General features: G+C 69.8%; 20 protein-coding genes and 1 pseudogene. 17 read left to right on the top strand and 4 right to left on the bottom strand.

Features of this window, described 5'->3' with window-relative positions:
* Positions 1 to 43 precede the first annotated feature (43 nt).
* A complete protein-coding gene (gene mce / locus G5C66_RS04765; RefSeq protein WP_165109812.1) occupies positions 44 to 493 on the bottom strand; it encodes a methylmalonyl-CoA epimerase in 450 nt (149 codons plus the stop codon).
* A gap of 144 nt (positions 494 to 637) precedes the next feature.
* Between mce and G5C66_RS04760 the strand changes: the two genes are divergently transcribed.
* The 4 genes from G5C66_RS04760 to G5C66_RS04745 all read left to right on the top strand — a co-directional run bounded on the left by G5C66_RS04760 (position 638) and on the right by G5C66_RS04745 (position 4,369).
* On the top strand, positions 638 to 1,825 hold the full coding sequence (locus G5C66_RS04760; protein WP_165109811.1) for an acetyl-CoA C-acetyltransferase: 1,188 nt from the start codon (positions 638 to 640) through the stop codon (positions 1,823 to 1,825).
* 12 nt (positions 1,826 to 1,837) lie between these two features.
* The gene (gene meaB / locus G5C66_RS04755) at positions 1,838 to 2,788 is read left to right on the top strand and encodes a methylmalonyl Co-A mutase-associated GTPase MeaB (protein ID WP_338144065.1); all 951 of its coding nucleotides are present in this window, start codon (positions 1,838 to 1,840) and stop codon (positions 2,786 to 2,788) included.
* A gap of 94 nt (positions 2,789 to 2,882) precedes the next feature.
* The gene (locus G5C66_RS04750) at positions 2,883 to 3,389 is read left to right on the top strand and encodes a PH domain-containing protein (protein ID WP_165109810.1); all 507 of its coding nucleotides are present in this window, start codon (positions 2,883 to 2,885) and stop codon (positions 3,387 to 3,389) included.
* 23 nt (positions 3,390 to 3,412) lie between these two features.
* The gene (locus tag G5C66_RS04745) at positions 3,413 to 4,369 is read left to right on the top strand and encodes a co-chaperone YbbN (RefSeq protein WP_165109809.1); all 957 of its coding nucleotides are present in this window, start codon (positions 3,413 to 3,415) and stop codon (positions 4,367 to 4,369) included.
* Here the strand turns inward: G5C66_RS04745 and G5C66_RS04740 are convergent.
* Positions 4,342 to 5,253, bottom strand: a complete 912-nt coding sequence (locus G5C66_RS04740) for a LysR family transcriptional regulator (RefSeq protein ID WP_165109808.1) — start codon at positions 5,251 to 5,253, stop codon at positions 4,342 to 4,344. The genes G5C66_RS04745 and G5C66_RS04740 overlap by 28 nt on opposite strands.
* A gap of 6 nt (positions 5,254 to 5,259) precedes the next feature.
* Between G5C66_RS04740 and G5C66_RS04735 the strand changes: the two are divergent.
* A pseudogene (locus G5C66_RS04735) lies at positions 5,260 to 6,114 on the top strand (EamA family transporter); the annotation flags it as partial.
* Between the two features lie 72 nt (positions 6,115 to 6,186).
* Here G5C66_RS04735 and G5C66_RS26720 read toward each other — a convergent pair.
* The gene (locus tag G5C66_RS26720; protein ID WP_338144064.1) at positions 6,187 to 6,930 is read right to left on the bottom strand and encodes an NUDIX domain-containing protein; all 744 of its coding nucleotides are present in this window, start codon (positions 6,928 to 6,930) and stop codon (positions 6,187 to 6,189) included.
* 83 nt (positions 6,931 to 7,013) lie between these two features.
* Between G5C66_RS26720 and G5C66_RS04725 the strand changes: the two genes are divergently transcribed.
* The 4 genes from G5C66_RS04725 to G5C66_RS04710 all read left to right on the top strand — a co-directional run bounded on the left by G5C66_RS04725 (position 7,014) and on the right by G5C66_RS04710 (position 11,323).
* The gene (locus G5C66_RS04725) at positions 7,014 to 7,598 is read left to right on the top strand and encodes a carboxymuconolactone decarboxylase family protein (protein ID WP_165109806.1); all 585 of its coding nucleotides are present in this window, start codon (positions 7,014 to 7,016) and stop codon (positions 7,596 to 7,598) included.
* A gap of 76 nt (positions 7,599 to 7,674) precedes the next feature.
* Positions 7,675 to 8,574, top strand: coding sequence for an RNA polymerase sigma-70 factor (locus G5C66_RS04720; RefSeq protein ID WP_165109805.1), 900 nt, complete (start codon positions 7,675 to 7,677; stop codon positions 8,572 to 8,574).
* 4 nt (positions 8,575 to 8,578) lie between these two features.
* Complete coding sequence (locus tag G5C66_RS04715) at positions 8,579 to 9,979, top strand: MFS transporter (RefSeq protein ID WP_165109804.1); 1,401 nt, start codon at positions 8,579 to 8,581, stop codon at positions 9,977 to 9,979.
* 81 nt (positions 9,980 to 10,060) lie between these two features.
* Positions 10,061 to 11,323 (top strand): HNH endonuclease signature motif containing protein, encoded by a 1,263-nt coding sequence (locus G5C66_RS04710; protein ID WP_165109803.1) that lies wholly within the window; start codon positions 10,061 to 10,063, stop codon positions 11,321 to 11,323.
* Positions 11,324 to 11,719: 396 nt separating this feature from the next.
* Here G5C66_RS04710 and G5C66_RS04705 read toward each other — a convergent pair whose 3' ends face one another.
* Complete coding sequence (locus tag G5C66_RS04705) at positions 11,720 to 15,109, bottom strand: M36 family metallopeptidase (RefSeq protein ID WP_338144063.1); 3,390 nt, start codon at positions 15,107 to 15,109, stop codon at positions 11,720 to 11,722.
* A 170-nt stretch (positions 15,110 to 15,279) separates the two neighbouring features.
* Here G5C66_RS04705 and G5C66_RS04700 point away from each other — a divergent pair, with 170 nt between their 5' ends.
* The 8 genes from G5C66_RS04700 (at position 15,280) to G5C66_RS04665 (ending at position 22,455) form a co-directional block, all read left to right on the top strand.
* Complete coding sequence (locus tag G5C66_RS04700) at positions 15,280 to 16,059, top strand: enoyl-CoA hydratase/isomerase family protein (RefSeq protein WP_165109801.1); 780 nt, start codon at positions 15,280 to 15,282, stop codon at positions 16,057 to 16,059.
* Positions 16,060 to 16,064: 5 nt separating this feature from the next.
* Complete coding sequence (locus tag G5C66_RS04695; protein WP_165109800.1) at positions 16,065 to 16,400, top strand: hypothetical protein; 336 nt, start codon at positions 16,065 to 16,067, stop codon at positions 16,398 to 16,400.
* Positions 16,401 to 16,511: 111 nt separating this feature from the next.
* Positions 16,512 to 17,312: an electron transfer flavoprotein subunit beta/FixA family protein gene (locus G5C66_RS04690; RefSeq protein ID WP_165109799.1), complete on the top strand. Its 801-nt coding sequence runs from the start codon at positions 16,512 to 16,514 to the stop codon at positions 17,310 to 17,312.
* Positions 17,313 to 17,335: 23 nt separating this feature from the next.
* A complete protein-coding gene (locus G5C66_RS04685; RefSeq protein WP_165109798.1) occupies positions 17,336 to 18,289 on the top strand; it encodes an electron transfer flavoprotein subunit alpha/FixB family protein in 954 nt (317 codons plus the stop codon).
* 193 nt (positions 18,290 to 18,482) lie between these two features.
* Complete coding sequence (locus G5C66_RS04680) at positions 18,483 to 19,700, top strand: phospholipase D-like domain-containing protein (RefSeq protein ID WP_165109797.1); 1,218 nt, start codon at positions 18,483 to 18,485, stop codon at positions 19,698 to 19,700.
* 24 nt (positions 19,701 to 19,724) lie between these two features.
* Positions 19,725 to 20,618, top strand: a complete 894-nt coding sequence (locus G5C66_RS04675) for a phosphotransferase (protein WP_165109796.1) — start codon at positions 19,725 to 19,727, stop codon at positions 20,616 to 20,618.
* 91 nt (positions 20,619 to 20,709) lie between these two features.
* A complete protein-coding gene (locus tag G5C66_RS04670) occupies positions 20,710 to 21,132 on the top strand; it encodes a hypothetical protein (RefSeq protein ID WP_165109795.1) in 423 nt (140 codons plus the stop codon).
* Between the two features lie 72 nt (positions 21,133 to 21,204).
* Positions 21,205 to 22,455 carry a glutamate-5-semialdehyde dehydrogenase gene (locus G5C66_RS04665; RefSeq protein ID WP_165109794.1) on the top strand — a complete coding sequence of 417 codons (1,251 nt, stop codon included), beginning with the start codon at positions 21,205 to 21,207 and terminating at the stop codon, positions 22,453 to 22,455.
* The last annotated feature ends 27 nt before the right edge of the window (positions 22,456 to 22,482 follow it).

Below are 22,482 nucleotides of genomic sequence, written 5' to 3'. Positions count from 1 at the left end.
GTGACACATGACTCTTGGATCGTTCACGTGCCGTGGTGGATCCTCAGTGGGCAGGGTTCGCGGCCGGCTCGACGAGCTCGACCAGAACACCGCCGGCATCCTTGGGGTGGATGAAGTTGATCCGGGAGTCGGCGGTGCCGCGTCGCGGTGCGTCGTAGAGGAGGCGTACGCCGCGCTCCCGGAGGATCGCGGAGACCTGCTCCACGTCGGTGACCCGGTAGGCCAGCTGCTGCATGCCCGGGCCGTTGCGGTCGAGGAACTTGGCGATGGTGCTGCTCTCGTTGAGCGGGGCGAGCAGCTGCAGCTTGTTGTCGGAGTCGCCGATGGCGATCATCGCCTCCTCGACGCCCTGCTCCTCGTTGGTCTCCCGGTGGGCGAGCTTCATGCCGAAGGTCTTCTCGTAGAAGTCGATCGCCGCGTCCAGATCGGCGACGGCGAGGCCGACGTGGTCGATCTGGGTGAACAGGTGGGGTGGGATCTCAACGGTTGTCATGGGCCTACTCTCCTTGAGGTCGGGCCAAAGAGGCACAATGTGTGATGACAGCCACACCAAGCTGCTGTCATCTCTCTTCCCACTGAGGTTACTAATAAGTAACCTCAGTGGCAGATCAGCACCACCAACATTCTTGGAGGACCCATGTCCAACGTCATCGTCGCCGGGGCACGCACGCCGATCGGCCGCCTCCTCGGCGGGCTCAAGAGCCTGTCCGCAGCCGATCTGGGCGGCGTCGCCATCAAGGGCGCCCTGGAGAAGGCAGGCGTCTCGCCCGAGCAGGTCGACTACCTGATCATGGGCCAGGTCATCCAGGCCGGCGCCGGTCAGAACCCGGCCCGCGCGGCCGGTATCGCCGGTGGTCTGCCGATGAACATCCCGTCGATCACCATCAACAAGGTGTGCCTCTCCGGCCTCAACACCATCGCCATGGCCGACCAGCTGATCCGCGCGGGCGAGGCCGAGATCATCGTCGCGGGCGGCATGGAGTCGATGACCAACGCGCCGCACCTGCTGCCGAAGTCGCGCGAGGGGTTCAAGTACGGCGACACCACCCTGGTGGACTCGATGGCCTACGACGCGCTCTTCGACCAGCTCACCCAGCAGGCCATGGGCGGGCTCACCGAGCAGGTCAACGCCGAGGGCGTGAAGCTCACCCGTGAGGAGCAGGACGCGTTCGCCGCGACCTCCCACCAGCGCGCCGCCGCGGCCCAGAAGAACGGCGTCTTCGACGACGAGATCGTCCCGGTGTCGATCCCGCAGCGCAAGGGCGAGCCGATCGTCGTCAGCGCCGACGAGGGCGTACGCGGCGACACCACCGTCGAGTCGCTGGCCAAGCTCCGCCCGGCGTTCTCCAAGGAGGGCACCATCACCGCCGGCTCCGCCTCGCAGATCTCCGACGGCGCCGCTGCCGTCGTGGTGATGAGCAAGGAGAAGGCCGAGGAGCTCGGCCTGGAGTGGCTCGCCGAGATCGGCGCCCACGGGATGGTCGCCGGTCCCGACTCCTCGCTGCAGCTGCAGCCGGCCAACGCCACGGCCAAGGCCCTGGAGAAGGAGGGCATCACCGCCGCCGACCTCGACCTGGTCGAGTTCAACGAGGCGTTCGCGGCCGTGGGCATCGAGTCCACCAAGAAGCTCGGCCTCGACCCGGAGATCGTCAACGTCAACGGCGGTGCGATCGCGCTCGGCCACCCCGTCGGCATGTCCGGCACCCGCGTCGTGCTCCACCTGGCGCTCGAGCTCAAGCGCCGCGGCGGCGGCACCGGTGCGGCTGCGCTGTGTGGCGGTGGCGGTCAGGGTGACGCCCTGATCGTGCGTGTGCCCAAGGCCTGAGCCATCGCTGATGTGAGCGACCTGGTCGCGCGCGCCCGGGGCGGTGAGCCCCGGGCGGTCGCGCGGCTGGTGTCGTACGTCGAGAACGCCCCCGTCGGCGGGGGAGAGCGGCTCCGCGAGGTGATGGCGGCGCTCGCCCCGCACGGTGGGCACGCTCAGATCGTGGGGCTCACCGGCGCGCCGGGCGTCGGGAAGTCGACGACCACGTCCGCGCTGGTCCGCGAGCTGCGCTCCGCGGGGCGCACCGTGGCCGTGCTGGCCGTCGACCCGTCGTCCCCGTTCTCCGGCGGCGCGTTGCTGGGCGACCGGATCCGGATGACCGACCATGCCACCGACCCGGGCGTCTTCATCCGGTCGATGGCCTCCCGAGGTCATCTCGGTGGGCTGGCGTGGTCGGCGCCGCAGGCGATCCGGGTGCTGGACGCCGCCGGTTTCGACGTGGTGCTGGTCGAGACCGTCGGCGTCGGTCAGTCCGAGGTGGAGATCGCCGGCCTCGCCGACTCCACCGTCGTCCTCCTCGCGCCGGGGATGGGTGACGGGATCCAGGCCGCGAAGGCCGGGATCCTGGAGATCGGCGACCTCTACGTCGTCAACAAGGCCGACCGCGAAGGGGCGACCAAGGTCCAGCGCGACCTGCGCGGGATGCTGCGTCTCTCCGACCGTCCCGAGGGCGCCTGGACGCCGCCCGTCCTCGCCGCCGTGGCCCAGTCCGGCAAGGGTCTGGCCGAGGTGGTCGCGGCGCTCGACGAGCATCGCGCCTGGCTCGAGTCCAGCGGCACGCTGCTGGCGCGGCGTACGCGGCGGGCGCGAGCGGAGATCGAGGCGATCGCGGTCGAGACCCTCCGGGCGCGGTGGACGTCCGTCGGGTCGTCGAGCGACCTCGACGCCCTCGCGGAGAAGGTCGTGACCGGCGAGAAGGACCCGTACGCCGCCGCGGACACGCTCCTCGCCGAACAGCCCTGACGCTCACCCCGTCACCGGGCTTTCGGCGGGAGTTGTCCCGGCGTACGGCTTGTTCTGTCGACTCCCGCTCCGCGGAGTCACTATCGTTGCTGGTGTGAACCTCTTCGGTGTCGATATCTCCAAGCACCTTCTGCGCGACGAAGGTGAGGTCGTCGTTGACGAGGTCACCCATCACTGGGTCTCCTACATCCGCCCGGTGGCGGAGGCGATCCTCGGGCTGGCGCTGATGATCGTCGCGGCGACGATCGACATGAACGTCGCCTGGATCATCGTGCTGCTCGCGTTCGCGCTGGTCGGGCACGCGTTCTGGCGGGCCCTGGTGGTCAGCCGGGACCGGTTCGTGGTCACCAACATGCGCATCTTCCGCGTCCACGGCGTGCTCTCGAGCGAGCTGGCGACCATGCCGCTCGCGCGAGTCCTCGACATCACCGTGAAGCAGTCGTTCACCGGCCAGATCTTCAACTACGGCCACTTCGTCTTCGAGTCGGCCGCCCAGGAGCAGGGCCTCAACAACATCTACTTCGTCGGCCGCCCCAACGAGCGCGACCTGACGATCCAGCGTGTCGTCCAGCGTGCGGGCCTCCGCGGCAGCGTCGGGTAGACCGTCCTCTTAGGATTGACCGCATGACGCAGCAGCCGTTCTCCCGTCCAGGAGCCGTCGACCTCTCCGGGCTCGCCAGCACCAGCCCCGCACAGGACGCCCCGTTCGGCGGTCCGGCCGACGTGGCTCCCGCCCAGGCGCGGAGCGCCGGCTCCTACACCGTCGAGGTCGACGAGCAGATCTTCCAGTCGGTGCTCGAGGCGTCGATGACCGCGCCGGTGGTGCTGGTCTTCTACTCCGCCTCCCGCGCTCCGGAGAGCGTCACCTACGCGCGCGACGTGTCGACGGTCGTGGAGGAGTACGACGGCCGGTTCATGGTCGGCCTGGTCGACATCGACAAGAACCAGCAGATCGCGCAGGCGCTGCAGGTGCCCCAGGTGCCGCTCCTCTACATCCTGCTCGACGGCCGGCCGGTCACCCAGCCGATCCCGGGCGCGCTCAACCTCGACGAGCTGCGTACGGTCTTCCAGCAGCTCGGTCAGCAGCTCACCACCCAGGGCATCGGTGGGCGCCACAAGCCCAACGCCGTCGGCGGCGGTGCGGCCGAGGAGGGCGCCGAGCCGGCGCTCGACCCGCGCTACGCCCCGGCCCAGGACGCGCTGGAGCGCGGTGACATCGACGCCGCCGTGGCCGAGTACGAGAAGCTGATCGCCTCCAACCCCGCCGACTCCGAGGCCGCCGCCGGGCTGGCGATGGCCAAGGTTCTGCAGCGTACGCAGGGAGTCGACCTCAACGCGGCCCGTGCCGCCGCGGCGGCCGCGCCCGAGGACGTCGACGCGCAGACCCTCGTGGCCGACCTGGACCTTCTCGGTGGCCACGTGGAAGACTCCTTCCTCCGGCTGGTCGAGCTGGTGCGGCGTACGTCGGGGGACGACCGCAACAAGGCGCGCGAGCACCTGCTGGGACTCTTCGCCGCGGTCGGCAACGACGACGAGCGGGTGCTCAAGGGTCGTCAGTCGCTGGCCTCCGCGCTGTTCTGATCCGCCAGCGCCGCGAGTACGGCGGTGACCGCCGGCGAGGCGGCCATCGTGCGCCGGTGCAGCGCGAGGATCTCGCGGGTGGGGACCGGGTCGACGACGCGTAGGGCGACCAGGTCCTCGCCCAGCTCCGCCCGTCCCAGACGTGGGATGAGCGCGATCCCGAGGCCGGCCCGCACCAGGGCCAGATGGCTGTCGAACTCCATCGAGACGTGCGCGATCTTCGGCAGCCGGCCGGTGCCTGCGTACATCCGGTTCAGCCACTGCCGGCAGATCGTGCCCTCCGGCGTCGCGATCCAGTCCTCGGCGACGAGGTCGTGCGGGGTCACCTTGGCGAGCTGGGCCAGCGGGTGGTCGCGATGGGCGATCACGTCGGCGACGTCGCGGTGGAGGTCGGTGATGACGAGATGGTCGGGGATGGAGAGCGGTACGTCGCCCCAGGAGTGCACCACGCCGATCTCGCTGTGACCGGTCGCGACCAGGTCGACGGTGTCCCAGGGCTCCCGCTCGGAGAGGGTGAGGACGAGGTCGGGGTGGGCGGTGCGGAGCTCGCCGGCGACCGGCGCGATCAGCCCGCGCATCGCGGTGGAGAACGCGGTCAGCCGCAGCCGGCCGGCCACGGTCGTGGCCTGCTCGTGCAGCCCGGACTCCAGCGACTCCATGTCGGCGAGCAGTCGGGAGCCCTCCTCGACCAGGTGTCGGCCGGCGTGGGTGAGCATGACACCGCGCCCGATCCGCTCCAGCAGAGGTAGGCCGACCTGTCGCTCGAGCCGCTTCACCTGCTGGGACACGGCGCTGGGCGTGAACCCCAGGGCGTCGGCGGCGGCCACCACCGAGCCGTGGGTGTCGACGGCTCGGAGAGCGACGAGCGCGGCGAGGTCGATCATGAAGCGATGCTACGCCATTGGATGAAGAATCATTCGCTGGTGCTTCATGATCTTTGCCTTCATCCTGGGGGTGTGAATCGTCGTGACTCGCTGCTCGCCGTGCTCGTGGCCGTCTTGTGGGGCTTCAACTTCGTCGTCATCGACTGGGGTCTCGAGACGCGTGACGGGCACTCGGTGCCGCCGCTGCTGCTGCTCGCGGTGCGCTTCGTCCTGGTCGCGTTCCCGGCGGTCTTCCTGCTGCCGCGGCCGAAAGCGTCGTGGCGCGTGGTCGCGGCGGTCGGGGTGTTCATGAGCCTGGGCCAGTTCGGGCTGCTCTACACCGGGATGGCCGCCGGGATGCCGCCCGGGCTGGCCGGGCTCGTGCTCCAGGCGCAGGTCGTGCTCACCATCGTGATCGCGGCCGGGGTGCTGCGGGAGCGGCCGAGTCTCCTGCAGGTGGTCGGCGTCGTCGCCGGTGCGGTCGGGCTGCTCGTGGTGGCGCTGGGCCGAGGTGGTCACGTACCCCTCGTGGCACTCGTGCTGTGCCTGCTGGCCGCGCTGTCCTGGGCGATCGGCAACGTGATCTCCCGTGCGGCCAAGGTGCCGGGTGGGCTCTCGCTGACGGTCTGGTCCGCGCTGGTCGTGCCGGTCCCGCTGCTGCTGCTCTCGCTGGTGATAGACGGGCCCGAGGGCGTACGCGAGGGGGTGGCCGCCTTCGGCTGGGAGGCTCTCGCCTCCACGGCCTACACGGTGGTGCTCGCCTCGTTCGTCGGCTACGGGATCTTCAACTCGCTGCTCGCGCGGCACCCGGCGTCGTCGGTGGTGCCGTGGATCCTGCTGGTGCCTCCGGTCGCGATCGGCTCCGCGTGGCTGCTGCTGGGGGAGGTGCCGAGCGCCGGCGAGCTCGCCGGTGGGGCCCTGCTGGTGGTCGGGGCGCTCGTCGCCCAGGGAGTGCTACGCGCGCCCCGACTCGGTGTAGGCCGGGCCTCCGCCCAGCGCGGCGAGGGCGGCCTCGACCCGGCGCGCGGTGAAGTCGGCGGCCCGCTCGCGGACCTCGTCGAGGGTGCAGAACGCCACTGAGCGGATCTCGCGCGGCTGGAGGGTCGTGTTGTCGACGATCGTGGCCGGGTGGACGCCACCGTCGAAGACCAGGCAGACGGCGTCGTCCCAGCCGCCCCACGGCGGCAGCCAGTCGGTGAGCAGCAGGTCGCCGGCGGGGAGGACGAGCGCGAGCTCCTCCTCGATCTCGCGGGTGGTCGCCAGCTTCGGCGACTCGCCGACCTCGACGATGCCGCCGGGGAGGTCCCAGTCCTTCTTGTAGGTCAGCTGGCACATCAGGACGCGGTCCTCGGGGTCGCGCACCAGCATCTGGCCGATCGCGCGCTTGCGCGGGAGGAAGGAGTTGAGCAGCGCCCGGAAGCCCTCGGGCGCCTCGACCGGCGCGTCGCTGGCGACCCGGGCGTAGAGCATCCGGTCCTCGCCGCCCGCCACTCCGCGGAGCAGGCCCTCGCGGTGGAGGCCCGACCAGGTCGCGGTGCGCTGCTCGGCGGTGTCCTCCGGGGCCACCAGCGCCTCCACCCGGTGGTGGGTGAGCAGTGCAGCGGCCACCTCGCGGCGTACGACGTCGACGGCCTCGCCCGCGGCCCACTCGATCCGGGCAACTCCCTCGGCAATGGTCGTCGTCTCTGGCTCGCTCACGCGACCACCCTAGTGTCACAGCCTGACGGTTGTCGGTGTCTGGATGGCGACGAGATGCTCCAATCCGAAGAGGAGGGCGACCAATGCCCAGCACGTTCAGGATCCCGAAGGCAGAGCTGACCGGTCTCTACGGCGCCGTGGTGAGGCGGGTGAGCAGGAAGATGTACGGCGAGGTCCCCGACGTCGGCTACGTCTACTTCCACCACAAGCCGGTGCTGCGCGCGGTGATGGGGTTCGAGAGCAAGGTCGGGAAGTGGGACGCGCTCGACCCGACGTACAAGTCGCTGGCCCAGCTGGCGGCGGCCAGCACGATCGGGTGCAGCTGGTGTCTGGACTTCGGCTACTACCTCGCCCGCAACGAGAAGCTCGACATCGCCAAGATCAGCCAGGTGCAGGTGTGGCGGACCGCCGATGTCTTCGACGAGACGGAGCGACGGGTGATCGAGTACGCCGAGGCGATGTCGTCGACGCCGCCGACCGTCACCGACGAGATGGTCGCGGACCTGATCGACGAGCTCGGCACCGAGGCGACGGTGGAGCTGACCCAGATGATCGCGCTGGAGAACATGCGCTCGCGGTTCAACTCGGCCGCCGGGCTGCAGAGCCAGGGCTACTCCGACGTGTGCGAGATCCCGCTGGCGCCGGCATCGGTAGGGTCGGAGGCATGAGCGAGCGCCAGCGAGCGACCATAGGCCTCAGGTCGCCGGCTCCGTATTCTTTGGTCCGTCTTACGGAGGCGGCGACATGAGCGAGTCGCACGGGTCGGCCGCGGACGCCGCGACCGAGGCCTTCGTGGCCCACCGCAACCTCCTCTTCACCGTCGCCTACGAGATGCTCGGCTCGGCCGCCGACGCCGAGGACGTGCTGCAGGAGACGTGGCTGCGGTGGGCCGAGGTGCCGCTGGAGGAGGTGCGCGACCAGCGCGCCTACCTGGTGCGGATCACGACCCGGCTCGCGCTCAACCGCATCCGGACGCTGTCGCGCCGCAAGGAGACGTACGTCGGTCCGTGGCTGCCCGAGCCGCTGCTGACCTCGCCCGACGTCGCCGAGGACGTCGAGCTCGCCGACTCGCTCTCGACCGCGGTGCTGCTGGTGCTGGAGACGCTCTCACCGACGGAGCGGGCGGTCTTCGTGCTGCGCGAGGTCTTCGCGCTGGGCTACGACGAGATCGCGGCCGCGGTCGACAAGTCGCCGGCCGCGGTGCGGCAGATCGCCCACCGGGCACGCGACCACGTCGCCGAGCGTCGGCCGCGGGAGTCGGTCTCGGCGGCCGAGGCGCGTCACGCTCTGGAGCGGTTCCGCGACGCCGCGACCGGCGGCGACCTGCAGTCGCTGCTGGACGTGCTGGCGCCGGACGTCGTGCTCTTCTCCGATGGTGGCGGTGTGGTCCAGGCGGCCCGCAAGCCGATCCACGGCGCCGAGAAGGTGCTGCGGTTCTTCGAGGGCCTGGCGACGAAGTACGGCATCCCGAGGTTCGAGCTGGCCGACGTCAACAGCGCTCCCGGGATGCTGGTCTACTTCGACGAGGTGGTCGACGGCGTCGTCACGCTCCACGTCGAGGACGGCCTGGTCACCGGGCTCTACTACGTCCGCAACCCGTCCAAGCTCAGCGGCGTCGTCGAGCAGATCCGCCTGGAACGCTGACTGGATGGGTCGTCGGCCGCTTCTCGGGGTGCTGGTGACGCTCTGCGTCACCGTCACGGCCGCCTACGGCGTCCTCTACTACGCCTTCACCGTGCTGCAGCCGCGGATCGTCGACGCCACCGGGTGGTCGGCGGCCGCGATCACCACCGCGTTCTCGGCGGGCACGCTCGTGGGGGCGGTCGCGGGCATCCCGGTGGGGCGGGTCGTCCAGCGCTTCGGTCCGCGGTGGGTGATGGCGGGCGCCAGTCTGCTGGGGACGCTGTCGCTGCTGGTGGTCGCTGCTGCGCCGACGTACTGGATCTTCGCTCTGGGCTGGCTGCTGGTCGGGCTCGCGACCGCGGGGACGTTCTACCCGCCGGCGTTCGCGGCGCTGACGCAGTGGTTCGGGTCGCGGCGCGTGGATGCGATCACGACCCTCACCCTCGCCGGCGGGTTCGCCTCGACGATCTTCGCCCCGCTCACCGATGCGCTGGCGGGGTGGGTGGAGTGGCGATGGACATACGTCATCCTGGCGGGGATCTTCGTCGTGCTGACGCTCGTGCCGAGCATCCTCGTGCTCGATCTGACCTGGGAGCCGGCTGCTCCGGTCAAGGACGGTCGTCCGGTACGGGACCGGGACGTGCTGCGGAGTCGCCGGTTCGTCCTGCTCACGCTCGCGGGGACGCTGGTCACGATGGTCGTGTTCGCCTCGATCGTGCACCTCGTGCCGTTCCTCGTCGAGCACGGACTGAGCCCGACCACGGCCGCCTGGGCGCTCGGGCTCGGCGGCGCCGGGCAGGTCGCCGGTCGTGCGTTCTACCCGATGCTGGCCTGGCGTTTCGGTGTCCGGGCCCGGATGATCGGGGGAGTGCTGTGGTTCGCGGCTTCTGTCGTGCTGCTGCCATTACTGCCTGCGGTGGGCTGGGTGATGATCCTCGTTTCGGTGCTCACCGGGACCGCCCGCGGGCTCTACACGCTCATCTCGGCCACGGTTGTCAGTGATGTGTGGGGGCCGGAGAGGTACGCGGCGCTCAACGGGGTCTACTCGGCGCCTGCGGGGGTTGCTGGGGCGCTTGCTCCGGCGTTGGGGGCTGGGGTTGCTTCTGTTCTGGGTGGGTATGACGCGTTGTACTGGGTTTTGGCTGGGGCGGTTTTGGTGGCTGGGGGCTTGCTGGGGTTGCGTTGGCGTCTTTGGACGAGCGGTGACATGGTCTTCGGGGTTGGGGTGGGCCGCCGACCCGTTCTCGAGGGTGTTCTCGCCGGACCCCGGAGTAAAGGACGGCCTTCGGCCGCCGGCTTCGCCGGCCGCTTCGCGGTCCTTGACACCGGGGTCCGGCGAGAAAAAACTTGGCTGGCTATCGGGGCGGCGGCCCGGGTGTGGCGCAGCAGAAGAGGGTCGTTCGCTGGCCGCGAAAGTTGGGGTTGACCTGGGGAAATAGGTTCTCCCGGGGGTGGTTCCGGAGTAGAATTGGGGCTATCGCAGCACACCCCTTGAAGGCGGGAAGCGATGAGTCTCGGGAGCGGGATCGACCACTGGGGCACCAGCCCTGGCGACATGGTCGACGCTGCCCTGACCGCCATCGAATCCTCCGTTCAAGAGCTGCTGTCGACCGATCCGGCGTATTGGCGGATCGAGCAGAAGAAGGACCTGCTCGAGCGGCTCGAGAAGTTGCAGGCCCAGCAGGCGGCGTTGAAGCTCCGGGTCCTTGCTGTTGCCGGCGATATCGCCGAGGAGACCGGCGCCAAGGACGCCTCGGGATGGTTGCGAACCGACCTGCTGGTCGACAAGGCGGTCGCGCGTTCGCAGGTCAAGCTGGCGGCCGGGGTCGCGAAGTACGACCTCGTGGCCGCCGGTCTGGCCGAGGGGATGGTGTCCCAAGACAAGGCCCGGGTGATCACCAAGGCCCTGGATGCGATCGAGGCCGATCCCGCCGCCAGCAGCGAAGACCTGGTCTTGGCCGAGAAGCTGCTGGTCGACTACGCGACCCGGCTGACGGCGAACGAGCTCAAGATCGTCGGGAAGCGGATTCTCGCCGAGATCGACCCCGAGCGGTTCGAGGCCGTTGAGGCGAAGGCGTTGCAGCGGGAGGAGGAGCGGGCGCAGCGGCGTACGTTCTTCCAGTCGCGGGACAACGGCGACGGGACCGTCGACATCCACGTCCGGGTGTCCCGTGCCGTCGGCGTTCGGCTCCGCACGATCCTGGACTCGCTGGCCCAGCCGCGGAAGCTCTCGGCTCAGGACCGGGGTGTCAAGGCGCCGTATGACCGGTTGTTGGGGCAGGCGTTCGCCCGGGTGGTCGAGACCTACGACGTCGACCAGCTCCCGCGGCATGGTGGGCATGGCACCACGGTGTTCATCACCATGACCCTCGATCAGCTGCGTGCTGACCTCGGCACCGCAGCGTTGGGGTTCGACGGTGATCAGATCACCGCCGCCGAGGCCCGCCGGATGGCCTGCAATGCCGACCTCGTCCCGTTGGTGCTGGGCACCGACTCTGAGATCCTCGACTTCGGCAGGACCGCGCGGTTGGCGCATCCGATCCAACACCGCGCACTCCGGCTACGCGACAGGTGCTGCCAAGCCGAAGACTGCGACGCCCCAGCCGCATGGACCGAAGCCCATCACCTGAAACCGTGGTCCGAAGGCGGAAGAACCGACCTCGCCAACATGGTCCTGTTGTGTGGCAGTGACCATCGTCGGATCCACGACCCCAAATACGGCTATGAGCGACTCCCGGACGGCCGGATCCGGTTCACCCGACGCACCTGAGGGCACTGCCTCGTCCCTTGTGAATCCTTCACAAGGTGTCATCGTCTAGTAAAAGCCCAGGGGAGCTCGTCTGCCTGCCCGGAGCGCTGGCCGGGTCCCCAAGCCCGTACCGAAGCCAAATCTTGCTGCGCCGAACTGCCGCCGCCGACCCGATAGCCAGCCAAATCTTCTCGGCGGAGCCCGGTGTCAAGGACCGCGTAAGCGGCCGGCGAAGCCGGCGGCCGAAGGCCGTCATCTCGACAAGCTCGATACATCGCCTTGACTCCGGGGTCAGGCGAGAACACCCTCCGTAACGGGTCGGCGGCCACCAGCCTTCGAGATACGGTTCAACGAAGGGCCGCGTAAGACCCGAAAGGCGCCTCGGTGCCACCCCAGGACACCGAGACGCCTACGGACTCACTGACCGAAGACCTGCAGCTCAGCAGCGTGGACGATCGTCCCTCGGTCCGACCCGGCCTTGCAGTCGGTCGTGGTGGTCGGGTCGGCGTCCTGCTCGCCGGCGTAGCCGGCGTAGCCCGTGCACTGGTTCTCCAGCGCCACCAGACGTACCGCGGCAGCGGCGGTGTCGGGGACGTCGAAGGAACGCAGGTTGAGGTTGGGCGCGACCGGCCTCGGGCGCTTTCCGGGGAAGGCGTCGTCGGCCGAGGTGTAGAAGCGCTTCCAGACCGCACCGGCGGTGTTGCACCCGGAGACGCACGCCTCGAGTGCGAACTTGCGCAGGGCGGTGAAGCGCGAGCCCGAGTCGGCGTCCGTCTCGGTGGCGGGGGAGAGGTAGGCGCTCACGTTGACCCGCGTCACCGTGTGCGTGCCACCGGCCAGGTCGACGGCGATCGACGGCGTGGTCTCGTCGACGTTGCCCTCGGTCACGCCGCCCCAGTTGGTGCTCTCCGTGCCGTCGATCAACGCGTCCGGGTTGCGGGACCCGTCGGTCGAGGCGATCACCGTCGCGCCCCTGGCGGCCGCGGCGAGGTTGGTGCTCGTCGCGAAGGAGACCGTCTTGGTGATCTCCGCAGGGGAGATCGTGACGGTCTTGCGCTGGGCACCGCCGGTCTTGGTGACGTACAGGAACTCGTACGTCCCGGGGACGAAGTGCGCCACCGACCCCATCGCGGTGTCGACCAGCGTGTCGGCGATGGGCGTGGCCCGTGCCTCGAAGCGGCCGACGTACACCTTGCCGGGGGTGCCGGCGGGGGCGCTGAAGGTGACCTTGACGTTGCGCGAGGCCGGTGAGGCGAAGCTCGGGGTCGGCTCGTGGTCGTCGGCGGTCGTGGTGGCGTACCGGCCCATGCCGCGCCGGGCGAACGCGTCCGCGATCACCTGGCGGTTGGCGCCGCCGAAGCGCATCTGGTCGGCGGCGAGGAAGGCGTCGCGGGCGTCCAGCATCGAGGTCGCACCCTGCTGGAGCAGGAACGAGTCGAAGACCAGCTGGATCCAGCGGCGGTTGCCGGGGCACTTGTCGGCCGCCAGCGGCGACGCCGTCGTCGTCCCGACCGAGCAGCGCCGCTGCAGCGCCTTGTCGGCGTAGGGGTAGGTCGCGTCGTACTTGTCGACCAGCGCCTGGCGGACCGACCACATCGTGCCGTTCCAGATCTCGCCGTCGGCATGGACCTGGGGGCCGGTGCTGTCGTAGCCGACGTCGGAGAAGTTGAGCGGGTTCTTGTCGATCGCGAAGTTACGGATCGCAGTGTCGGTGTTGCCGGTGGCGTAGGAGCCCACGGCCCACGGGCTGCCGCCGTTGTAGAGGTCGTGGGCGAACATGTGCTCGGCCGCGGCCAGGTCGCTCCAGGACTCGCCCATCGCACCGCCCTGGTCCGAGGTCAGCCCGTCGTCGGGGCCGCCGACCATCCGGTTGGAGATGGCGTGGGTGTATTCGTGGCCCACGATCCCGAAGTCCAGCGAGCCGTCGGTGCACGGCGCGTAGAAGGCGCCGGCGGCGGGCTGGAAGAGGTACTGGTTCGTGATGCCCGGCACCCCGTCCATCAGGGTCAGCTGGTTGGCGTTGTTGCGGCCGGTCAGGATGCCCGTCTGCTCGACCACCTGCGAGTCGAGCGCTGCGGCCTGCGCGTTGCCGACCTCGGCGTCGCCGCTGCGTCCGCCGCGGGCGAGGTTGTCGGTCTGCAGGTTGTAGTTCTCCTCGGTGAAGCCGAGGAAGTAGGACCAGTCGTGCATCCGGTTGTGGCTGGCGAACAGGTTGCCGACCACGTAGTTCACGTCGTTGCCGCCGGGCACCAGCGTCGTCGGCGAGCACTGGGAGTTGTTCCACGCGTCGGTGAAGGTGCCGGTGTAGTCACGCACCGGCGAGACCGGCGCCTGCGCGAGCCCGACCGGTCCGATCGGGGAGAGCCAGCCCTCGTGGGTGTTGGCGTTGTTGCCGATCGTCGTCAGCGAAGGCACGCCGACGGTCGTGTTGAGGAGCGTGTCCCACGGACCGGCGTTGGCCAGGCTCTTCAGCTCCGGCCCGGTGCACTCGGCGACCTTGGTCCAGCAGGCGATCACGTCGTTGGTGGGGACCGCGTCACCGCCGGTCGAGGCGGCGTCGGGCGTGCCGGGGAAGTAGGACCAGCGCGGGTTGCTGCCCGGCAGGTCGCTGGTCTCTGCGCCCGCGTCGGAGGACGCCACCGTCACGGTGTAGCTGCCCACCAGCAGCGAGTCGTCGAACGGACAGACCTGGACCGCGTACGTCCCCGGGTCGATCTTCTCCGCCGTGTAGGTCGCCGTCTCGGGGCTGGTGAGCAGGTCACCCTCCACGAGCAGCTTCCCGTCCGGGGCGAAGAGCTTCACGGTGAAGTCGTCGGTCGGCAGCCCGACCGCGACCGCGGCGATCGTGCGCGTCTTGTCGTCGGTGATCTCGAAGGTGTGCTTGGGCCCGCAGGCACCGAGCGCGGTGCCTGTGAACGGGCCCTCGACGTCGTTCTCGTGGTCGACGTTGTCGTGACGCCACAGCACCTTCCCGGTGACCGCGTCGACCAGAACCGTCTGCCCCAGCAGCGTCGCCGCGGCGGAGTCGACGACGGTGGCCTGGAAGACGGGGCGCACGCCCTCGCCGGGGACCGGGAACGCCCGCAGCCGCACCAGCTGCTCGGTCGCCAGGCCGGGCACGGTGAGCTTCGTCCAGTCGGTCAGCTTCTCGGCGGCGTCGGTGACGATCTCGCCGACCTTCGAGGCGGCGACCGGGCGTCCAGCCGACGCCGCCGCCTTCAGCCACGCCTCGGTCGGGCTGAGCTCCGCCTTCGCCGGCGTGCCGGTCACCTTCGACAGCGAGGAGGAGACGTAGGTGATGTCGCCGTCGGCCACCCCGACGGTCACCAGCCCCTCGGTGGCGGCGGAGAGACCGTCGTAGGTCTGCCGGAAGAGCACGGCGTGGCCGCCGCCCCCGGCCAGCTTCTGGTCGCTGACCAGCTCGAGGTCGCCCATCTGGGCGGCGGTGAGCCCGAAGACCGCCGCGTTGTCGGCGAGGAAGCCCCGCGCGGCGGCGACCGGGTCCGAGGAGCCGGCCGCGGCCAGCACACCGTCGTCGGTGATCAGCGAGGTCGGCGTCCCGTGCGCGTTCCAGCGGATGTCCACGGCGTCCAGGGCCTTGGCCGCGGACTCCTGGGTCGAGGTGGGCAGCACGCGGTCGCGTACGTCCAGGCCGGCATCGGCCTCGTGACCGAGCAGCCCGCCGGAGCGGGCCAGGTCGGCCTTGGTGTTGGCAGTGTCATCAGTAGTGGAGAGCGCGGCACCCGAGACCGGCGTCGCCAGCACGAAGGCGCCGAGGGCCAGGCTCAGCGCGGCACCGAGGCTCACCCGAGTGCGACTGGAACGAATATCGGTCATGTGATTGAAACGCCCCTTTACCAACGGGGGTTACGCGATACACGCAACGCATGTACCGCCAACCGGCACACACGAGGTGGAGAGCACCCGATAGTGTTCCGGACACATGTAACCGCCTTCACAGACAGGGGAGCGCCACGATGGGTGACTTCGTCAACCTCACCGTCGAGGACGGCATCGGCACGATCCGTCTCGACCGGCCGAAGATGAACGCGATCAGCTTCCAGGTGCAGGCAGAGCTGCTCGAGGTCGCGACCGAGGCGGCGGCCGACGACGACGTACGCGCGGTGGTCGTCTACGGCGGCGAGAAGCTCTTCGCCGCCGGCAACGACGTCAAGGAGATGGCCGGCCTCTCCTACTCCGAGATGGCCAAGCGGGTCGCGGGCGTGCAGGCGGCCGTGACAGCGGTCGCGGAGATTCCCAAGCCGGTGGTCGCGGCGGTGACCGGCTACGCGCTCGGCGGTGGGTGCGAGCTGGCGCTCGCGGCCGACTTCCGGATCGCCGCCGACGACGCCACCTTCGGTCAGCCGGAGGTGCTGCTCGGCATCATCCCGGGTGCCGGTGGCACCCAACGGCTGGCGCGGCTGGTCGGGCCGTCGAAGGCCAAGGATCTGATCTTCTCGGGCCGCTTCGTCAAGGCTGACGAGGCGCTTGCAATCGGCTTGGCCGACCGGCTCGTGCCGGCGGCCTCGGTCTATGAGGAGGCGCTCGCGTGGGCGAGCCAGTTCACGAAGGCGGCCCCGTACGCTCTGGCGGCGGCGAAGACAGCGATCGACAAGGGACTCGGGGTGGACCTCGCCACCGGGCTGGCCATCGAGCAGCAGCAGTTCGCCGGCGTGTTCGCGACGCAGGACTCCCAGACCGGGATGGCATCGTTCCTGGAGAACGGCCCCGGCAAAGCAACCTTCGAAGGGAAGTGAACACCGTGTCCGACACCAAGACGTCTTCCGGTCCGGGTGTGGTCCACACCGTCCGGTCCTATGCCTCCAGGGTGGTCTGGGCGATCGCGCTGATCGCTGCCCTGGTGCTGGCCATCGGCGCCCTGCTGATCGCGCTGAAGGCCAATCAGGGCAACACCCTGGTCGAGTTCGTGCTCAACGCGGCCGACACCGCCGATCTCGGCCTGTTCTCGCGGGAGAACGGCATCAAGCAGTTCGGCGGCGAGGACGCGGAGATCAAGAACGCCCTCTTCAACTGGGGCCTCGGCGCACTGGCCTGGCTGATCGTCGGCCGGATCGTGGCCGGGTTCATCCGGCCCTGAGACCATGTGACATTCTCAACGCGTAGGCACCTGTCGTCCCTATGTGACTGACGGGTAACATCGCTGGCGAACTACGACCATTCCAGGAGGGGCCGGCAAGGCCGCACCACCATGAACATTGTTGTGCTTGTGAAGTACGTGCCGGACGCGACCGCGGACCGGCAGTTCGAGGACGACTTCACCGTCGACCGCGTGAACGTCGACGGTCTGCTCTCCGAGCTCGATGAGTACGCGGTTGAGCAGTCGTTGCAGATCAAGGAGAAGCGCGAGGGCGAGGAGATCACCGTCACCGCGCTGACCGTTGGTCCGGAGGCGGCCGAGGCTGCGGTCCGCAAGGCGCTGCAGATGGGCGCCGACAAGGGCGTCCACGTCGTCGACGACGCGATCGCCGGCTCCGACGCCATCGCCACCTCGCTGGTGCTCGCCAAGGCGATCGAGAAGCTCGGCGCCGAGACCAAGGTCGACCTCGTCGTCGGCGGTCTGGCCTCGACCGACGCCGGCATGAGCGTCGTCCCGGCGATGCTCGCCGAGCGTCTCGGCCTGCCGCAGGTCACCCTCGCCTCGGTCGTCGAGACCCAGGGCGACCAGGTCCGCATCAAGCGCGACGGTGACGTCGCCACCGAGGTCATCGGTGGCACCCTGCCGCTGGTCCTCTCGGTCACCGACCAGTCGGGCGAGGCCCGCTACCCGTCCTTCAAGGGCATCATGGCGGCCAAGAAGAAGCCGCTGGAAACCTGGTCGCTGGCCGACCTCGGTGTCGACGCCTCCCAGGTCGGTCTGGGCGCTGCGTACACCGCGGTCGAGGAGACCGCGGCCCGCCCGCCGCGCACCGCCGGTGAGATCGTCACCGACGAGGACGGCTCGGGCGCCAAGGCGCTGGCCGAGTTCCTCGCGTCCAAGAAGTTCATCTGAGGCCGAGAAGGGATATCTGAATCATGGCTGAAGTTCTCGTTCTCATCGACCACGTGGGCGGTCAGGTCAAGAAGCCGACCTACGAGCTGCTCACCCTGGCCGCCAAGCTCGGCGAGCCGTCCGCGGTCTACATCGGTGGCGCCGACGGTGCTGCCGGCGCCGCCGAGGCCGTCAAGGGCTACGGTGCCGAGAAGGTCTACGTCATCGACGACGCCCAGATCAAGGGCTACCTGGTGGCCCCGAAGGCGGAGGCGCTGGCTCAGGTCGCCGGTGCTGCGTCGCCGGCCGCGATCCTGCTGCCCTCCTCCGCGGAGAACAAGGAGGTCGCCGCCCGTCTGGCGATCAAGCTCGACTCCGGTCTGATCACCGACGCCGTCGACCTCGACGAGTCCGGTGTGGCGACCCAGTCCGTCTTCGCCGGGAACTACACCGTCAAGGGCAAGGTCACCAAGGGCACCCCGATCATCACGGTCAAGCCCAACTCGGCCGCTCCGGTCGAGAAGGCCGGCGCCGCCGCGGTCACCCCGTTCGAGGTGACCATCTCCGACGCCGCCAAGACCGCCCAGATCGTGGCCTCCCAGCCGCGTAAGGCTTCCGGTCGCCCCGAGCTCACCGAGGCCGCGATCGTGGTCTCCGGTGGTCGTGGCACCGGCGGCGACTTCTCCGCCGTCGAGGGTCTCGCCGACGCCCTGGGTGCCGCTGTCGGCGCCTCGCGTGCCGCGGTCGACTCCGGCTGGATGCCGCACACCTTCCAGGTCGGCCAGACCGGTAAGACCGTCTCCCCGCAGCTCTACGTGGCCAACGGGATCTCCGGTGCGATCCAGCACCGTGCCGGTATGCAGACCTCGAAGACCATCGTCGCGGTCAACAAGGACGAGGAGGCGCCGATCTTCGAGCTCGTCGACTTCGGCGTCGTGGGCGACCTGCACACCGTCCTCCCGGCCGTCACCGAGGCCGTCAAGGCGGCGAAGGCCTGAGCCTGGGACGTACGTCACACAACCCGCCTCCGAGCACTGCTCGGAGGCGGGTTTTCTTCTGTTCGTCGTCTTGTTTGGCGAATTGCCGTTGCGGCCCATACGTCGCTGGGTATAGTCCGGCCGCATGTGGGGGAATGTGCTCAGGTCCAGGACGACCCGGAAGATCTCGATTGCTTCGGCTGTGGCGGGCTGCGTGGCGGCTCTGGTCGTGGCGACGATGTCCGTGGTCTCGACCCCTGCGACGGCGGCGACCTGGTCCCCGCCCGCGGGTCCGTTCTTCAACAACCCGACCGGTGACGCGACGCAGCGCAACTTCATCGTGCACCGGATCAACAACAGCGTCCGCTACGCGCCCAAGGGCTCCTACATCCGGTTCGTCACCTACAACCTGGACCGTGCCGACACCGTCAAGCACCTCATCGCGGCCCACAAGCGCGGGGTGCACGTGCAGATCCTGGTCAACCGCAAGATGTGGAGCAGCGGCGAGCGCAACCTGGCCGCCGAGCTCGGCACCAGGCGCTCCCGCCCGAGCTTCATCTACGGCTGCGAGGGTGCCTGCCGCGGCTACGACACCGGCAACCTGCACATCAAGATCCACTCGTTCACCCAGGTCGGCACCAAGCGCAACGTCATCATCAACAGCTCCGGCAACCTCGGTGGCGGCGCGGCCGGCTCGCAGTGGAACGACGCCCAGACGATCTTCGCCAACGACAGCCTGTGGAAGACCTGGTTGCGGATGTTCAACGAGCTCAAGGCCGACCGGAAGGCGTCCCCGCGCTACGTGTCCTGGACCGGTGGTGGCACCTCGGTCGGCTTCCAGCGTCAGCTTCCGGGCACGACCAGCGACGAGGTCTACGCCCGGGGGAGCGGTGACCGGGTGATCGACCGGCTGCGGCTCATCGGCTGCCGTGCGCCGAGCGGCTACGGCACCAAGGGCAGGACGATCCTGCGGATCCACATGTACGCGTGGTACAGCCGCCGCGGTGAGCGGATCGCCGACGAGGTCGTCCGGCTGAAGAAGCGCGGCTGCGTCGTCCGGGTGATCGGCTCGGTCACCAGCAACGCTGTCTACCGCAAGCTCAAGGCGGTCGGCATCCCGGTGCGCGACGCCGCCTGGGACTGGGGCCAGAAGACCTCGACCAGCGGTGACAAGATCGTCTACGGCTCGCGCTGCTACTCCCACTACAAGTGGATGAGCGTCAACGGCCGCTTCAACGACCGGGGCACCTTCAGCGTCTGGACCGGCTCGGAGAACTGGTCGCCGCCGTCGTTCAGCAACGACGAGGTCACCTTCCGGTTCACCTCGAAGAGCTACTACACCGCCTACACCAACCGCTTCAACAAGATGTGGGAGAGCCCGCGGGCGACCCACCGCGTCTACCTGCAGCCGAAGACCCGTCCCTGCGCCTGACCGCCGGGCGGTTAACCTCGGCGCGTGAGCTTCGGTGAACTCGGTGGGGGCCTCCGGCCGCTCGACGGCGGCTGGTCCGGCGAGACGTTCCTGGCGGAGGCAGGCGACGAGAGGTCGGTGGTGCGGGTCTACGCCGACCCCCGCCACCACCCGCAGGCTGCGGAGATCCACGAGGCCCTGCACCGGCTGGTGCGGGGCCTCGTCCCGGCGCCCGAGGTCCTGGAGGTACGCCGCGCCGACCCTGCGATGGGCACGCCAGCGCTCCTGGTGACCGCGTTCGTCGACGGCGTACGCGGCGACCTGCTGCTCCCGGACCTGGACGAGGCGGACCAGGGCAGGCTCGGGCGACGCCTCGGTGAGCTCGCGGCGACCCTGGCGGGGATGCCGTTCCTGACAGCCGGCACCTTCGCCGACCGGGACCTGCGGGTCGAGCCGTTCGCGCTGGACCTGACCGAGTGGGTCGAGTCGCACGCCGAGCGTCTCGCCTGGGCGCCGGACGACCTGGAGGGGCTGCGCGAGGTGGCGGCCGATGCCCAGTACCTCCTCGACGCCGTGGTCCGGGTGAGCCTGGTGCACAGCGACCTCAACCCCAAGAACCTCATCGTCGACCCGGAGACCCTGCGCGTGCGCGCGGTGCTCGACTGGGAGTTCGCCCATGCCGGCTCGCCGTACACCGACCTCGGCAACCTGCTGCGGTTCGACCGCGGCGAGGCGTACGTCTCGGGGGTGCTGGAAGGCTACGTCGCGGTGCGCGGCGGCAGCACCGCGGACGCCCTCGATCTGGCCCGCTCCGCGGACCTGGTCGCACTGGTGGAGCTGGCGGCGCGGCGTACGGAGAACCCGGTGGCGGCGCGGGCGCACGACCTCCTGCTGGCGATCGCGCGCTCCGGAGACGTCCACACCGTGCCCGAATCGTGAGAGCAGCGGCACGGCAGGGCCGAAAGTCCCGGCCCGGCGGCTAGGGTGCACTGTGGATCGCACCGGTCTACATGGGGGAATGGTTGTGGGTGTGAGTGGAGGGGTCCGCGGCGTAGCCAGGAGCTGGCTGCGTGGCTGGACGGTCTGGATAACGGCTCTGGTGGGCGCCGCGATGTTCGCCGGCGCCATGTCGGGGATGGCGTACGTACGGAACTCCTACGAGCCGCCCGCGCCCTATCCGGCGATCGACGAGCCGGACGTGGAGGCGGGCGTCGTCGAGGCGTCCTCGTCGCAGCCCGAGCCCGTTCGGCGGGAGAGGAAGGCCGAGGCGCCGGTGGAGAGCCGTCGCCCCGACCCGACGCCCACCGCCACGCCCCGGCATGCCCGCCCGAAGACGACCGAGCAGGCCGCGAGCGCCGAGCCCACGGAGCCGTCGTCACCGGCTCCGTCGGAGAGCCCGACGGGCCCGTTCGCCGGCCTGTCCGAGCTGTTCGGCGGCGGCCAGCGCCGCTGAGCGGAGGCCCGCGACCCGCACGACAGATGGAACGGGCGGGATCATCCGGGCTCGGGTCACTATCCTGCAGACATGAGCGCAGAGGCAGTGATCCGTGAGGTGGCGGCGAAGGCACGAGAGGCGAGCTATGAGCTCGCGGTCGCGCCGCGCAGCGTGAAGGACGCCGCGCTGCACGCGATGGCCGACGCGCTCCTCGAGCGCGCCGACGAGGTGCTGGCCGCCAACGCGACCGACGTGGCCCGCGCCGAGGCGTCGGGCAGCCCGGCCAACATCATCGACCGCCTCACCCTGACCCCGGAACGCCTCGAGGGCATCGCCGCCGCGCTCCGCGAGCTGGCCGCCCTCCCGGACCCCGTCGGAGACGTCGTACGCGGCAGCACCCTCGCCAACGGCCTCGAGCTGCGCCAGGTGCGGGTGCCCTTCGGCGTCGTCGGGATGATCTACGAGGCCCGCCCCAACGTCACGGTCGACGCGGCCGGGATCTGCCTGAAGTCCGGCAACGCGGCGCTCCTGCGCGGCTCGTCCAACATCGCGGCCAGCAACGAGGCGATCGCCGCCGTGCTCCGTGACGCCGTCGTCTCCGCCGGACTCCCGGCCGACGTGATCCAGGTCGTCCCGGGGGAGGGGCACGACTCGGTCAAGGCGCTGATGCGCGCCCGCGGCCTGGTCGACGTGCTCATCCCGCGCGGTGGTGCCGGCCTGATCCGCACGGTCGTCGAGGAGTCGACGGTGCCGGTCATCGAGACGGGGGTGGGCAACGTACACGTGTATGTGGACAAGGCCGCCGACCTCGACAAGGCGCTCTCGATCGTCATCAACTCCAAGACGCAGCGCACCAGCGTGTGCAACTCCGCCGAGTCGCTGCTCGTGCACGCCGACATCGCCAAGGAGTTCCTGCCCAAGGTCGTCCCCGCGCTGCAGGAGCGGGGCGTGCAGATCCACGGCGACGACGCCTTCCAGGCCTACGACCGGGTCGAGCCGGTCACCGACGAGGACTACGCGGCCGAGTTCCTGGCGCTGAAGATCAGCGCCGCCGTCGTACCTTCCCTCGATGCCGCCGTCCAGCACATCCGCCGCTGGTCGAGCGGTCACACCGAGGCGATCGTGACCGAGGACCTCGGTGCGGCCCGTCGGTTCACCGCCGCCGTCGACTCCGCGGCGGTCATGGTCAACGCCTCGACGCGGTTCACCGACGGGGGCGAGTTCGGCTTCGGGGCGGAGATCGGGATCTCGACCCAGAAGCTGCACGCCCGGGGCCCGATGGGCCTGCCCGAGATGACCTCGACGAAGTACGTCGTCACCGGGGACGGGCACGTGCGCTGACCTGGCAACGGGCAAGGTAATCTGTGC

It is taken from the genome of Nocardioides turkmenicus, assembly GCF_011045035.1.
Taxonomy (GTDB): domain Bacteria; phylum Actinomycetota; class Actinomycetes; order Propionibacteriales; family Nocardioidaceae; genus Nocardioides; species Nocardioides turkmenicus.
Note: the sequence above shows the minus strand (reverse complement) of the source record. Positions and strands in the feature narration are given on the sequence as shown.